This window comes from Defluviimonas sp. D31, assembly GCF_033436765.1.
Taxonomy (GTDB): Bacteria; Pseudomonadota; Alphaproteobacteria; order Rhodobacterales; family Rhodobacteraceae; genus Albidovulum.
Genome location: NZ_JAWQFN010000001.1, coordinates 611,353 through 624,842, shown reverse-complemented (window position 1 = coordinate 624,842; position 13,490 = coordinate 611,353). Strand labels below are relative to the sequence as shown.

13 protein-coding genes are annotated in these 13,490 nt (G+C 68.0%); 10 read left to right on the top strand and 3 right to left on the bottom strand.

The features are described 5' to 3' along the window. Window positions 1-9 precede the first annotated feature (9 nt). Entirely contained in the window at window positions 10-2,595 is a 2,586-nt protein-coding gene (gene topA, locus R5H32_RS03020; RefSeq protein WP_318337199.1) for a type I DNA topoisomerase, read from the bottom strand. A gap of 225 nt (window positions 2,596-2,820) precedes the next feature. Beyond that, window positions 2,821-3,948, bottom strand: coding sequence for a DNA-processing protein DprA (dprA, locus tag R5H32_RS03015; RefSeq protein ID WP_318337198.1), 1,128 nt, complete (start codon window positions 3,946-3,948; stop codon window positions 2,821-2,823). 153 nt (window positions 3,949-4,101) lie between these two features. On the opposite strand from dprA, the gene R5H32_RS03010 reads away from it, so the two are divergent. Beyond that, entirely contained in the window at window positions 4,102-4,467 is a 366-nt protein-coding gene (locus R5H32_RS03010) for a cupin (protein WP_318337197.1), read from the top strand. A gap of 9 nt (window positions 4,468-4,476) precedes the next feature. Here the strand turns inward: R5H32_RS03010 and tldD are convergent, their stop codons facing one another. After that, window positions 4,477-5,898 carry a metalloprotease TldD gene (gene tldD / locus R5H32_RS03005; protein ID WP_318337196.1) on the bottom strand — a complete coding sequence of 474 codons (1,422 nt, stop codon included), beginning with the start codon at window positions 5,896-5,898 and terminating at the stop codon, window positions 4,477-4,479. A gap of 189 nt (window positions 5,899-6,087) precedes the next feature. On the opposite strand from tldD, the gene coxB reads away from it, so the two are divergent. The 9 genes from coxB (at window position 6,088) to R5H32_RS02960 (ending at window position 13,483) form a co-directional block, all read left to right on the top strand. Then, a complete protein-coding gene (gene coxB / locus R5H32_RS03000) occupies window positions 6,088-6,951 on the top strand; it encodes a cytochrome c oxidase subunit II (RefSeq protein ID WP_318337195.1) in 864 nt (287 codons plus the stop codon). Window positions 6,952-6,995: 44 nt separating this feature from the next. After that, window positions 6,996-7,928, top strand: coding sequence for a heme o synthase (cyoE, locus tag R5H32_RS02995; protein WP_318337194.1), 933 nt, complete (start codon window positions 6,996-6,998; stop codon window positions 7,926-7,928). Continuing rightward, on the top strand, window positions 7,928-8,092 hold the full coding sequence (locus tag R5H32_RS02990) for a hypothetical protein (RefSeq protein ID WP_263333572.1): 165 nt from the start codon (window positions 7,928-7,930) through the stop codon (window positions 8,090-8,092). The genes cyoE and R5H32_RS02990 overlap by 1 nt, the downstream gene beginning before the upstream one ends. Then, complete coding sequence (locus R5H32_RS02985; RefSeq protein WP_318337193.1) at window positions 8,089-8,667, top strand: cytochrome c oxidase assembly protein; 579 nt, start codon at window positions 8,089-8,091, stop codon at window positions 8,665-8,667. The genes R5H32_RS02990 and R5H32_RS02985 overlap by 4 nt, the downstream gene beginning before the upstream one ends. Window positions 8,668-8,688: 21 nt before the next feature. After that, the gene (locus R5H32_RS02980; protein WP_318337192.1) at window positions 8,689-9,489 is read left to right on the top strand and encodes a cytochrome c oxidase subunit 3; all 801 of its coding nucleotides are present in this window, start codon (window positions 8,689-8,691) and stop codon (window positions 9,487-9,489) included. 69 nt (window positions 9,490-9,558) lie between these two features. Next, the gene (locus tag R5H32_RS02975) at window positions 9,559-10,239 is read left to right on the top strand and encodes an SURF1 family protein (protein ID WP_318337191.1); all 681 of its coding nucleotides are present in this window, start codon (window positions 9,559-9,561) and stop codon (window positions 10,237-10,239) included. Between the two features lie 9 nt (window positions 10,240-10,248). Continuing rightward, entirely contained in the window at window positions 10,249-11,640 is a 1,392-nt protein-coding gene (gene thrC / locus R5H32_RS02970) for a threonine synthase (RefSeq protein ID WP_318337190.1), read from the top strand. After that, entirely contained in the window at window positions 11,637-12,899 is a 1,263-nt protein-coding gene (locus R5H32_RS02965; protein ID WP_318337189.1) for a pitrilysin family protein, read from the top strand. The genes thrC and R5H32_RS02965 overlap by 4 nt, the downstream gene beginning before the upstream one ends. Next, the gene (locus tag R5H32_RS02960; protein ID WP_318337188.1) at window positions 12,899-13,483 is read left to right on the top strand and encodes a GNAT family protein; all 585 of its coding nucleotides are present in this window, start codon (window positions 12,899-12,901) and stop codon (window positions 13,481-13,483) included. The genes R5H32_RS02965 and R5H32_RS02960 overlap by 1 nt, the downstream gene beginning before the upstream one ends. The last annotated feature ends 7 nt before the right edge of the window (window positions 13,484-13,490 follow it).

Sequence of the window (13,490 nt, the reverse complement as noted above, 5' to 3'; positions counted from 1 at the left end):
GGGGCGGTCCTATTTCGCGGCGGTCTTCTTCGCAGCCGCTTTCTTCGCGGCTGGTTTCTTCGCCGCCGGTTTCTTCGCGGCCGCGGCCTTGGCGGGCTTTTTCGCCGACGCTTTCTTGCGCCCGCCGCCCTTCTTGGCGGCCTTCTCGGCGATCAGTGCCAGCGCCTCGTCGAAGGTGACGGCTTCGGGCGCCATCTCCTTCGGCAGGGTGGCGTTGACCTTTTCCCATTTCACGTAAGGCCCGTAACGGCCCGACATGACCTGGATCGCGCCACCGTCCGGATGCTCGCCGAGCTCGCGCAGCGGGGCGGGGGCGGAGCTTCCGCGGCCGCGGCTGGCCTTCTGGGCGAGCACCTCGACCGCGCGGTTCATGCCGACGGTGAAGACCTCCTCGACATCGGGCAGGTTGGCGTAGACCTTGCCGTGCTTGACGTAGGGCCCGTAACGGCCGATCCCGGCCTCGACCAGCTCGCCGTCCTCGGGATGCGGCCCGATCGGGCGCGGCAGGTCAAGAAGCATCAGCGCCCGCTCGAGGTCGAGCGTTTCGGCCGACCAGCCCTTCGGCAGGCTCGCGCGGGGCGGTTTCGGTGTCTCCTCGGTCGCCTCGCCGCGCTGGACGTAGGGGCCGAAGCGGCCGGTGCGAAGCGAGACCGGCTCGCCGTTCGCGTCCTCGCCGAGCACCCGGTCGCCGCCCGCCTCGGCTTCGCCGTTCACCGCCGACAGCGCGCGGGTGTAGCGGCAGTTCGGGTAGTTCGAGCAGCCGATGAAGGCGCCGCCGGAGCGCGCGGTCTTGAGGTTGAGCCGCCCCTCGCCGCAGGTCGGGCAGACGCGCGGGTCCGATCCGTCGGCGCGCTGGGGATAGAGATGCGGGGCGAGGAACTCGTCGATCTTCTCCAGAACCTCGCCGATCCGGAGATCGGCGGTCTCGGCGATCGCGGCGGTGAAGTCGCGCCAGAAGCGGGCGAGCACCTCCTTGTAATCGCGGTCGCCGGCCGAGATCTCGTCGAGCTCGTTCTCGAGATCGGCGGTGAAGTCGTACTCGACGTAGCGGCGGAAGAAGTTCGTCAGGAACGCGGTGACGAGCCGGCCCTTGTCCTCGGGGATGAGCCGGTTCTTGTCTTTCCGCACATAGTCGCGGTCCTGGATCGTGGTGACGATCGAGGCATAGGTGGAGGGCCGGCCGATGCCGAGCTCCTCCATCCGCTTCACCAGCGTTGCCTCGGTGTAGCGCGGCGGCGGCTGGGTGAAATGCTGCTCGGGGGCGATGGCGCGTTTGTCGGCCTTCTCGCCTTCCATGATCTGCGGCAGGCGGGCGCCGTCCTCGTCGCCCTCCTCGTCGCGGCCCTCGTCATAGACCTTGAGGAAGCCGTCGAACTTCACGACCTGCCCGGTCGCGCGCAGCACAACCTCGCCGTCCTGGCTCGCGACATCGACGGTGGTGCGTTCGAGCCGGGCGGCGGCCATCTGGCTGGCGATGGTGCGCTTCCAGATCAGGTCGTAGAGCTTCCTCTGCTCGCCCTCGGCCTTCAGCTTGTCGGGCGAGAGGCCCATGTCGGTCGGCCGGATGCATTCATGCGCTTCCTGCGCGTTCTTGGCCTTGTTCTTGTACATGCGGGGGCTGTCGGGGACGTAGTCCGCGCCGAAGCGGCGCTTGATCTCGTCGCGCGCGGCCATCACCGCCTCGGGCGCCATGTCGATGCCGTCGGTCCGCATGTAGGTGATGTGGCCCGCCTCGTAGAGCCGCTGCGCGGCGGCCATCGTCGCCTTGGCGCCCATGCCGAACTTGCGGGAGGCCTCCTGCTGCAGGGTCGAGGTCATGAAGGGCGCGTAGGGATTGCGGCTCGCGGGCTTGGCCTCGACCGATTTCACCGTCAGGTCGCGCGAGGTGATCGCCTGCACGGCAAGCTCGGCGGCGGTCTCGTTGGCGAGATCGAACTTGTCGAGCTTCTTGCCGCCGAGGACGGTCAGGCGGGCCTGGAACTCCTGCCCGCGCGGCGTGGCGAGGGTGGCGGTGACGGTCCAGTACTCGCGCGCCTTGAAGGCCTCGATCTCCAGCTCGCGCTCGACGATGAGGCGCAGGCAGACCGACTGGACGCGGCCGGCGGACTTCGCGCCCGGAAGCTTGCGCCAGAGCACGGGCGAGAGGTTGAAGCCGACGAGGTAGTCGAGCGCGCGGCGCGCGAGATAGGCCTCGACCAGCGCCTCGTCGACATCGCGGGGCTTCGCCATCGCCTCGGTCACGGCGGATTTGGTGATCGCGTTGAAGGTGACGCGGCGGACTGTCTTGCCCTTCTTGAGGCTGGAGGCGAGCGCCTCCTTGAGGTGCCACGAGATCGCCTCGCCCTCGCGGTCGGGGTCGGTTGCGAGAATGAGCGTGTCGTCGGATTTCAGCGCCTCGGCGATGGCGCGAACGTGTTTCTTGCTGTCGCTCGCCACCTCCCATTTCATGTCGAATCCCTGCTCGGGATCGACCGAGCCGTCCTTCGGCGGCAGGTCGCGGACATGGCCATAGGAGGCGAGAACCGTGTAGTCCGAGCCGAGATACTTGTTGATTGTCTTGGCCTTGGCGGGGGATTCTACGACGACGACGGCCATGACTGCCTCTTGAAAACGGATTGTCTGCTCTGGGCGCGTTACATGGGCGGCAAGGGCGGGGCTTGTCAATGACCGGCCGACTGGCTCTTCTTCTCGCGGCGCCGGGCTTGGGGCTTGTGTCGGGTGCGCTGCCCCTGCGTCCCGGACCGGATCCGGGGCTTTCCCGAGATATTTCGGGCAAGATGAAGGGCGCGCGAGGAAATGCCGCGCGGCGGGTCCGGCGGGTCAGTCGAGGCGCGACAGGAGGCCGCCGGGCTGACGCTGGATGCGTCCTTCGAGTTCCAGCGCGAGGAGTTCGGGGGCGACGGTCGCGCTTGGCAGGGCAAGGTCGCGGATGAGCTGGTCCTCGGCCATCGGGCTCGGCCCGAGGCGGTCGAGGATCTGGCTGTGGAGCGTCGCCATGTCGCGCCATGTTCGCTGCGGGTCCGGGTCGGGGGCGGTGCGTTCGGAGCGTTCGGGGGCGGCGGCGGTGACGGGCGCCAACGCGGCGAGCACGTCCTCGACCCCGCGGACCAGCGTCGCGCCGTCGCGGATCAGCATGTTGCAGCCCGCTGCGCGACCGTCGAAGGGATGGCCCGGCACGGCGAACACGTCGCGGCCCTGGTCGAGCGCCAGCCTTGCGGTGATCAGGCTGCCGGACCGCGCCGCGGCCTCGACCACCACCACGGCACGGGCGAGACCGGAGATGATCCGGTTGCGCAGGGGAAAGTGCCGGGCCTGCGGTTCGAGCCCGATCGGCTGTTCGGAAAGCCGCAGGCCCTTTTCGCCGATCTCGCGGGCGAGGGGGGCGTTTTCGGTCGGGTAGGTCACGTCGACGCCGCCGGCCATCACCGCGATGGTGCCCGTGGTCAGCGCCGCCGCATGTGCGGCCGTGTCGACGCCGCGGGCCAGGCCGGAGACGACCGTGACCCCCGCCGCCCCGAGCCCCTCGGCGAGCTTGCGCGCCATCCGCTGCCCGAGCGAGGAGGCGTTACGGGCACCGACGAGGGCAACCATCGGGCGGGAGAGAAGGCCGGGGTCGCCGATGCACCACAGGACCGGAGGTGCGTCGGCAAGCTCGGCGAGGGCGGTGGGATAGGCGGGCTCGTGGCGGCAGAGGAGGCGCGCGCCGGCGGCCGCGCCGGCCTTGTATTCCTTGAGGATGACGGGTTCGGGGCAGGGTTCGTAGCCCTGGACACCCGCCGCCTTCGCGATTTCGGGCAGGGCGTGAAGGGCGGCCTGGGCGGAACCGTATTCGCCGATCAGCCGCCAGAAGGTCACCGCGCCGACCCTGCGGGAGCGAATGAGGCGGAGCCACGACAGTCTGTCGTCTTCCGTGGTGGGTGGGGTGAAGGGGGTGGGGTAAGATAACAAACCTTTGTCCCTCGTGCCTTCGCCTCATTCGCAATGCCAATCTGGAGGCTCAAGGTTAATCATTGGTTACGATTCGCGGCGATTTGCGGCGGGTGCGAAAAAATCTTCTCCCGAGGAGAGGCGGACCGCGCAGGCAGGGGAAAGGGATTATGGATGCAGCTTCTTCATCTCACCGAGGACGAGAACGGCGTGTCTCATTTCAGCGATGCCGGCATCGGCCTTGCGATGGTCGATTTCGCGCCGCCGGCCCCGCCGATGCTGGTTTCAGCCTCCGAGGTGGCGCGCGCGCTTGTTTATCTGACGCTTCCGGCTGGCTGGGGCGGGGCGAAGCACCGCTCGCCGTGCCGCCAAGTCGCGTTCTGCCTCGGCGGCCGGCTCCGGGTCGAGGCCGGCGACGGCGAGGTCCGCGAGATCGGTCCGGGCGGCATCTGGCGGATGGAGGACGTCGACGGCAGCGGTCACACCACGACCGTCGTCGGCGACGAGGATGTGCGGCTGGCGATCGTCCAGCTCGACTGAGCTTGCGGCTCAGGCCGCCGAGCCGCCGACCGTGAGCCCGCCGATCAGCAAGGTCGGCTGGCCAACGCCGACCGGCACCCATTGCCCGGCCTTGCCGCAATTGCCGATGCCGGGATCGAGCTTCATGTCTTTGCCGATCGCGCGGATGTTCTTCATCGCGGTCGCGCCGTCGCCGATCAGGGTGGCGCCCTTCACCGGCTCGCCGACGACGCCGTCCTTCACCCGGTAGGCCTCGGTGCAGGAGAAGACGAACTTGCCGTTGGTGATGTCGACCTGGCCGCCGCCGAAGCCCACGGCATAGATGCCGTCCCTGACCTCGGCCACGACATCGGCGGGATCGGCCTCGCCGCCGAGCATGTAGGTGTTGGTCATCCGCGGCATCGGGATATGGGCGAAGCTCTCGCGGCGGCCGTTGCCTGTCGGCGGCACGCCCATCAGCCGGGCGTTCTGGCGGTCCTGCATGTAGCCGACGAGCACCCCGTCCTCGATCAGCACGTTCTTGCCCGAGGGCGTGCCCTCATCATCGACGCTGATCGAGCCGCGGCGGTCCGGGATCGTGCCGTCGTCGAGCACGGTGACGCCCTTCGCGGCCACCTGCTGCCCCATGAGGCCGGCGAAGGCCGAGGTCTTCTTGCGGTTGAAGTCGCCCTCGAGCCCGTGGCCGACCGCCTCGTGCAGAAGGATGCCGGGCCAGCCGGCGCCGAGCGCCACGTCCATCACGCCGGCCGGTGCCGCCACCGCGCGCAGGTTGACGAGCGCGATCCGGAGCGCCTCGCGTGTGGTGGCCTGCCAGTGCTCCGCGGTCATCAGGCCCGCGAGGCCGGAGCGCCCGCCGCTGCCGTGGCCGCCGGATTCGCGGCGGCCGTTCTCCTCGACGATGACCGAGACGTTGAGCCGCGTCATCGGGCGGATGTCGGAGACCAGACCGCCCTCGGGCCTGAGGATGAAGACCTCCTGCAGCGAGGCCGCGATCGTCGCCGAGACCTGCACCACGCGGGGATCGAGCGCGCGGGCGAAGGCGTCGATCTCGCGCAGGGTCTCGACCTTGAGACCGAAGCCCGCGTCGGCCATCGGGTCGGCGTCGGTGTAGAGCTTCACGTTGGTGCCCGCGGGCGGCGGCGCCATCACTCCGCCACCGTCGCCGACGGCGAGCCGGGCGGTCCCGGCGGCGCGCTTGAGGGCCGATTCGGATATCTCGGTGGAATGGGCGTAGCCCGCAACCTCGCCGTTGACCGCGCGCAGGCCGAATCCCTCGGAGGCGTCGTAGCTCGCGTTGCGCAGGCGGCCGTCGTCGAAGACCAGCGCCTCGGAGCGGCGGCGCTCCAGGAAGAGCTCTCCATCCTCGGCGCCACGGGTCGCCTCGCGCAGAATCGCCAGCGCGCGGTCGGGGTCGAGATGGGTCTCGAACGGGGAAAACCGGGTATCTGTCATAGTCGCTCCGTCCGTTGTCCTTGACTTCGATCAAAAAGCGGCACGTGGCCGCGATGGTTTCACTTGTCGCATTGTCACTAATATGATTTGAAAAGGCCCGGATACAACCGGCCCGGCCCGCGGTTCACACGAGGACCGTGCCGGCGCTGGAAGCGGCAGGACAAGCCGCGGCAGGAACGGGAACACGATATGCGCTTTGCGACCATTCTTTCCGGCCTCGGGGCCGCCCTCACCGCCACATTCGCGGCCGTCGCGGCCCGGGCCCAGGACGGGATCACCGGGCTCGAGATCGTCGGGGCACCGCATGCCGACGGCACCGGCTTCCAGCCGGCCGCGACCGAGCTCGCGCGGGAGCAGCAGTGGCTTGACCATGTGCTGCTCTACCTTTGCTTCGGCGTCGTCGCGCTGGTGATGGCACTCTTGCTGGTGGTCATCCTGCGCTACAACCGCCGCGCCAACCCGACGCCGGCAAGGTTCACCCACAACACGCCGCTGGAAATCGTCTGGACGCTGATCCCGATTCTGATCCTCGTGGTCCTCGGCTCGTTCTCGCTGCCGACGCTGTTCAAGCAGCAGGAGATCCCGGAAGGCGACGTGGTGATCAAGGCGACCGGCAACCAGTGGTACTGGTCCTACGAATATCCCGACGAGGGCATCGCCTTCGACAGCTTCATGCTCGGCCGCGACGGGCTCGAGGCGGCGGGCTACAGCCAGGACGAATACCTGCTCGCGACCGATACCGCGGTCGTGGTGCCGGCCGGCAAGGACGTCGTGGTGCAGGTCACCGCCGCCGACGTGATCCATTCCTGGACGATCCCCGCCTTCGCGGTGAAGCAGGACGGCGTGCCGGGGCGGATCGCGGAGCTGTGGTTCAACGCCGACCGCGAAGGCATCTACTTCGGCCAGTGTTCGGAGCTTTGCGGCAAGGACCATTCCTACATGCCGATCACCGTCAAGGTGGTGAGCCAGGAGGTCTATGACGACTGGGTCGCGCGGACCAAGACCGCCGGTCTCGGCACGTCGGCGCCGGTCGAGGTGGCCTCGGCCAACTGACGGAGAGGCGCGCGGCGACGCGCGCCGCCAAGGGGAGGGTAGCGATGAGCGATCTGAGCGCCGTTGACCACGGGCAGGAAGCGGGCTTCGGCGATTACGTCCAGCTCCTGAAGCCGCGCGTGATGTCGCTCGTCGTCTTCACCGCGATGGTCGGGCTGATCGTGGCGCCGGTGCCGGTGCATCCCTTCGTCGCCTTCACCGCGATCCTCTTCATCGCGCTCGGCGGGGGCGCCTCGGGCGCCCTCAACATGTGGTACGACGCCGATATCGACCGGGTGATGCGGCGCACCCAGAGCCGCCCGGTTCCGGCCGGACGGGTCGGCGCGGGCGAGGCGCTCGGTCTCGGGCTCGCGCTCTCGGTCCTGTCCTGCCTGATGCTGGGCTTGGCCGCGAACTGGTTCGCGGGCGCGTTCCTCGCCTTCACTATCTTCTTCTACGTCGTCGTCTACACGATGTGGCTGAAGCGGCGGACGCCGCAGAACATCGTGATCGGCGGTGCGGCGGGGGCCTTCCCGCCGATGATCGGCTGGGCCGTCGCCACCGGCGGCGTCAGCGTCGAGAGCGTTCTGATGTTCGCGCTGATCTTCATGTGGACGCCGCCGCATTTCTGGGCGCTCGCGCTCTTCATGAAGGACGACTATTCCCGCGCCGGCGTGCCGATGCTGACCGTGACCCACGGCCGCGCCGCCACGCGCAAGCACATCCTCGTCTACACGCTGCTGCTGGCGCCGTTCCCGGTGGCGCTCGCACTCACCTCGATCGGCGGGCCGGTGACGCTTGTCACGGCGCTCGTGCTCAACGCGCTCTTCATCCGGGGGGCTGTCCGCATCGCCCGGCGCGACGACGCGGCGGCCGAGGCCGATGGCTACCGGGCCGAGAAGGCGTTCTTCCGGTTCTCGCTCGCCTATCTTTTCCTGCATTTCGGCGCGCTCCTCGTCGAGGCGAGCCTTGCGCCCTTCGGGCTAGGAGGCTGGTGATGGCGATCCGTCAGGCACATGAGATCCACGGTCGCCGCCTTGGCCGGAACCTCGGCCTCGGGCTGGTGCTCGCCGTCTTTGTCGCGCTGGTCTTCGGGCTGACGGTGGTCAAGATCTCGCATCTGAAGGAAGGCAAGCTGCCCGCTGCGGAGGCCTCGCAATGAGCGTGCCCCGGAGCAATGGCCGGATCGCCACGATGCTTTCGGGTGTCGTCCTGACGATGGGCGTTCTGGCCTGGGCGGCGGTGCCGTTCTACTCCTGGTTCTGTCAGGTCACCGGCTACGGCGGCACGCCGAGCGTCCGCGCCGAGAACGCGGGCGACGTGCTAGACGAGATCGTGACGGTGCGCTTCGACGCCAATACCGCGCCGGACATGCCGTGGGAGTTCCACCCGAAGCAGACCGAGATGAAGCTCAAGATCGGCGAGACCGGGATGGCCTTCTACGAGGCCTACAACCCGACCGACAAGCCGGTCGCGGGCACGGCGAGCTACAATGTCGCCCCCGACCTCGCGGGCTACTACTTCTCCAAGATCCAGTGCTTCTGCTTCACCGAACAGGTGTTGCAGCCCGGCGAGCGGATCGAGATGCCGGTCGTCTTCTATGTCGATCCGGAGCTGGTGAAGGACCGCGACGCGGGCTCGATCCGCAACATCACGCTGAGCTACACCTTCTTCAAGACCGAATTGCCCGAGGCGCAGGCGGCTTTGTCGCCCGCCGAGGGTGAAAACTATAACTGAGGCCCAATCAGGGAAACCGACATGGCGCACGCTAAGAACCACGACTACCACATCCTCAAGCCCTCGCTCTGGCCGCTCCTGGGCGCCGTCGGTGCCTTCGTCATGCTGTTCGGCGCGGTCCTGTGGATGAAGGGCATAACGCCGTTCATGTTCCTCGCCGGCCTCGTGCTGGTCCTCTACGTCATGTACGGCTGGTGGGCCGAAGTCGTCCACGAGGGCAACACCGGCGACCATACCCCGGTCGTTCGCATCGGCCTGCGCTATGGTTTCATCCTGTTCATCATGTCCGAGGTGATGTTCTTCTCGGCCTGGTTCTGGACCTTCTTCAAGCACGCGCTCTACCCGATGACCGAGGGCTCGCCCGCGATCGACGGTGTCTGGCCGCCGGCCGGGATCGAGACCTTCGACCCCTGGCACTTGCCGCTCATCAACACGCTGATCCTGCTCTGCTCGGGCGCCGCGGCGACCTGGGCGCACCATGCGATCGCGCATGAGAACAACCGCAAGGACATGATCTGGGGCCTCGCGCTGGCCTGCGGCCTCGGCGTGCTCTTCACCATCTTCCAGATCTACGAATACAGCCACGCAGCCTTCGGCTTCGCCGGCAACATCTACGGCGCCTCGTTCTTCATGGCGACCGGCTTCCACGGCGCGCATGTGGTCATCGGGACGATCTTCCTTCTGGTCTGCATGATCCGCGCGATAAAGGGCCATTTCACGCCCGAGCAGCATGTCGGCTTCGAGGCCGCCGCCTGGTACTGGCACTTCGTCGACGTGGTCTGGCTCTTCCTTTTCGCCGCGATCTACATCTGGGGCCGCTGAACCGGCACCCCTGACGAACCGAAAAAAACGCGGGGGGCAGCGCCTCCCGCGTTTCACTTTGAGGACAATATGAGCCGCTCTCTCTCCGCCCTGATGCTCGGCGCTTTGGGCATTGCCGTTCTGCTGTCGCTTGGCGTCTGGCAGCTTCACCGGCTGGCGTGGAAAGAGGGCGTGATCGCCGCCATCGAGGCGCAGATCGGTGCCGAACCGGTGCGGCTCTCGACGATCGCCTCACCGGACCCGGCGGCCGATCTCTACCGGCCGGTGACGGTTTCGGGCCGCACCACGGGCGAGGAACTTCTGGTTCTCACCGGCCGGAAGGGCGAGGGCGCTGGGTTCGAGGTGATCGCGGTTCTCGAGACAGACGACGGCAAGCGTGTGCTGCTCGACCGTGGCTTCATCCCCGAGGCGGCGCGGGACGATGCCCGCCCGCCGGTCGCGCTCGAGGTCGCCGGCAACCTGCACTGGCCCAGGGATGCCGACAGATACACCCCACCGCCCGATCCCGGCACCGGACTCTGGTTCGCCCGCGATGTCGAGGCGATGTCTGAAAACGTCAACACTATGCCGCTTCTTGTCGTTGCCCGCAAAGTGACGGGCGACGCGCAGGGTATCGTCCCGGTGCCGGTCGACACCTCCACCATCCCCAACGACCACCGCCAGTACGCGATCACTTGGTTTTCGCTGGCCGGGGTCTGGGCGGGGATGACAGGGTTTCTTCTCTGGCGTATCAGGCAGCGGACCGATTGAGGAACTGACATGCGCTACATCTCGACACGGGGAGAGGCCCCGGTTCTTGGCTTTGGCGAGGCGATGCTGACCGGGCTCGCCCGTGACGGCGGGCTCTATGTGCCCGAGACGATCCCGACGCTTTCGGCCGACGAGATCAGGGCGCACGGCGGGCTTTCCTACGAGGAGGCCGCGTTCCGGGTGATGCGGCCCTTCGTCGGCGACGCCTTCACCGACGATGAGTTCCAAAGCGCCATCGCCAGGGCCTATGCGGGCTTCGGCCACACCGCCCGGGCGCCGCTCGTTCAGCTCGCGCCCAACCATTTCCTGCTGGAGCTGTTCCACGGGCCCACGCTCGCGTTCAAGGACTTCGCGATGCAGCTCATCGGCCAGCTCTTCCAGATCGCGCTGGGGCGCGAGGGCAGGCGGGTGACCATCGTCGGCGCGACCAGCGGTGATACCGGCTCGGCGGCGATCGAGGCGTTCCGGGGCCTCGACAATGTCGATGTCTTCATCCTCTTTCCCGAGGGCCGCGTCTCGGAAGTGCAGCGCCGGCAGATGACGACGCCGGCCGAGGCCAATGTCCACGCGCTCGCGCTGAAGGGCGATTTCGACGATTGCCAGGCGCGGCTAAAGGACATGTTCAACCATTTCGAGTTCCGCGACGCGGTGGGTCTTGCCGGCGTCAACTCGATCAACTGGGCGCGGGTGCTGGCGCAGGTCGTCTACTACTTCACCTCGGCGGTGTCGCTCGGCGCGCCGGACCGCAAGGTGAGCTTCACGGTCCCTACCGGCAATTTCGGCGACATCTTCGCGGGCTACATCGCCAAGCGCATGGGCCTGCCGATCGACCGGCTGGTGATCGCCACCAACCAGAACGACATCCTGCACCGCTGCCTGACCACCGGGCGCTACAAGATGGACGGGGTGAAGCCCTCGATCTCGCCCTCGATGGACATCCAGATTTCCTCGAACTTCGAACGCGCGCTCTTCGACGCCTATGGCCGCGATGGCGGGGCGGTGGCGAAGCTCATGGCCGAGATGAAGGAGACGGGCGGCTTCACCGTGAGTCAGGGCGCGCTGGAGGCCTTGCGCGAGCTGTTCGTTTCGGGCCGCGTCTCGGAAGAGGAAACACTCGCCACCATCGCGGCGATGCATGAAACCACCGGCGAGCTTCTCTGCCCGCATACGGCGGTCGGCGTCGCGGTGGCGGAGGCCAGCCGGGACGACGCGGTGCCGATGATCACGCTCTCGACCGCGCATCCGGCGAAGTTCCCCGATGCGGTCGAAAAGGCCACGGGTCAGCGCCCGGCGCTGCCCGAACGCATGGCCGACCTTTTCTCGCGCCCCGAACGTGTTACATCTGTGCCGAACGACCTCGCCCAACTGGAGGCGCTGGTCCATGAAAGGCGCAAGGTTTGACCACCAATCTGACGACGCTGCCCAACGGCCTGAGGATCGTGACCGAGCGGATGCCGGGGCTCGCCTCGGCGGCCATCGGCCTCTGGCTGACGGCGGGCGGGCGGCATGAGCGGCCCGAGCAGAACGGCATCGCGCATTTCCTCGAACACATGGCCTTCAAGGGGACGAAGCGGCGCTCGGCGCTGCAGATCGCCGAGGAGATCGAGGACGTAGGCGGCTACATCAACGCCTATACCAGCCGCGAGATGACCGCCTATTACGCGCGGGTGCTCGAGGCCGACGTGCCGCTCGCGCTCGACGTCATCTCCGACATCGTGCTGAACCCGGTCTTCGATCCGAAGGAGATCGAGGTCGAGCGGCATGTGATCCTGCAGGAGATCGGCCAGGCGCTCGACACGCCCGACGACATCATCTTCGACTGGCTGCAGGAGGCGGCCTTCCCGGACCAGGCGATGGGGCGCACGATCCTCGGCCCGGCCGAGCGGGTCTCGACCTTCGGGCGCGGGGATCTGACGACTTTCGTGGGCGAGCACTACGGGCCTGACCAGATGATCCTGTCCGCCGCCGGGGCGGTCGATCACGATTCCATCGTCAAGGCGGCCGAGGCGATCTTCGGCGGGCTGAAGCCGGTGGGCAGCGGGCTGATCCAGCCCGCGCGCTGGTCGGTGGGCGAGCGGCGCGAGGTCAAGGAACTGGAGCAGGTCCATTTCGCGATGGGCTTCGAATCGCCCTCGGTGCGCGATGACGATTTCTACACCGCGCAGGTCTACACGACCGCGCTTGGCGGCGGCATGTCCTCGCGGCTCTTCCAGAAGATCCGCGAGGAGCGGGGGCTCTGCTACTCGATCTATGCACAGGCCGGGGCCTATGACGACACCGGCATGATGACGATCTATGCCGGCACCTCGGCCGAGGAGATCGGCGATCTCTGCGGGCTGACGATGGACGAGCTGAAGCGCGCCGCCGACGACATGAGCGAGGCGGAGATCCTGCGCGCCCGGGCGCAGATGAAGGCGGGGCTCCTGATGGGGCTCGAAAGCCCGTCGGGCCGGGCCGAGCGGATGGCGCGGCATGTCTCGATCTGGGGCCGGGTCCAGAGCGTGGCCGAGACCACGGCCGAGATCGACGCGGTGAGCTGCGGCGCCGTGCGCGCCTTCGCCGAGCGTCTCGCCGGAGGAGCGACCGCGGCGCTCGCGCTCTACGGCCCGGTGGAGGCGGCACCGGCGCTCGGACGCCTCCGCGAAAGGCTCGCCGCCTGATGCTCTTCGGGCGACGCAGGGTCCGGATCGAGACCGAACGGATGAGCCTGCGCCTGCCCGCGCATTCCGACTACCGCGACTGGGTTTCCTTGCGCGAGCAGAGCCGCGCGTTCCTGACGCCGTGGGAGCCGTCCTGGTCGCCCGACCACCTCACGCGCAAGGCCTTCACCAACCGGGTCTACTGGGCGCAGCGCGCCCAGTCCGGCGGCACGGCGCTGCCGCTGTTTCTGGTCCGCCGCGACGACGAGACCTTCCTCGGCGCGGTGACGGTCGACAACATCCGCCGCGGGCCCGCGCAGGCGGCGACGATCGGTTACTGGATCGGCGCCAACCATGCGCGGCAAGGCTACATGGCCGAGGCTTTGCGCGCGGTGATCCACCATTGCTTCACCGAGCTCGACCTGTCGCGGCTCGAAAGCGCCTGCCTGCCGGAGAATCTCGCCTCGCGCGGGGTGCTGGAGAAATGCGGCTACAAATACGAGGGCGTGGCGCAGAGCTACCTGCAGATCAACGGCCGCTGGCGCAACCATGTGCTCTACGCCAACCTGCGCGGCGACCGGCGCGGGCGGACCGAGGCGGGCTGAGCCGCGT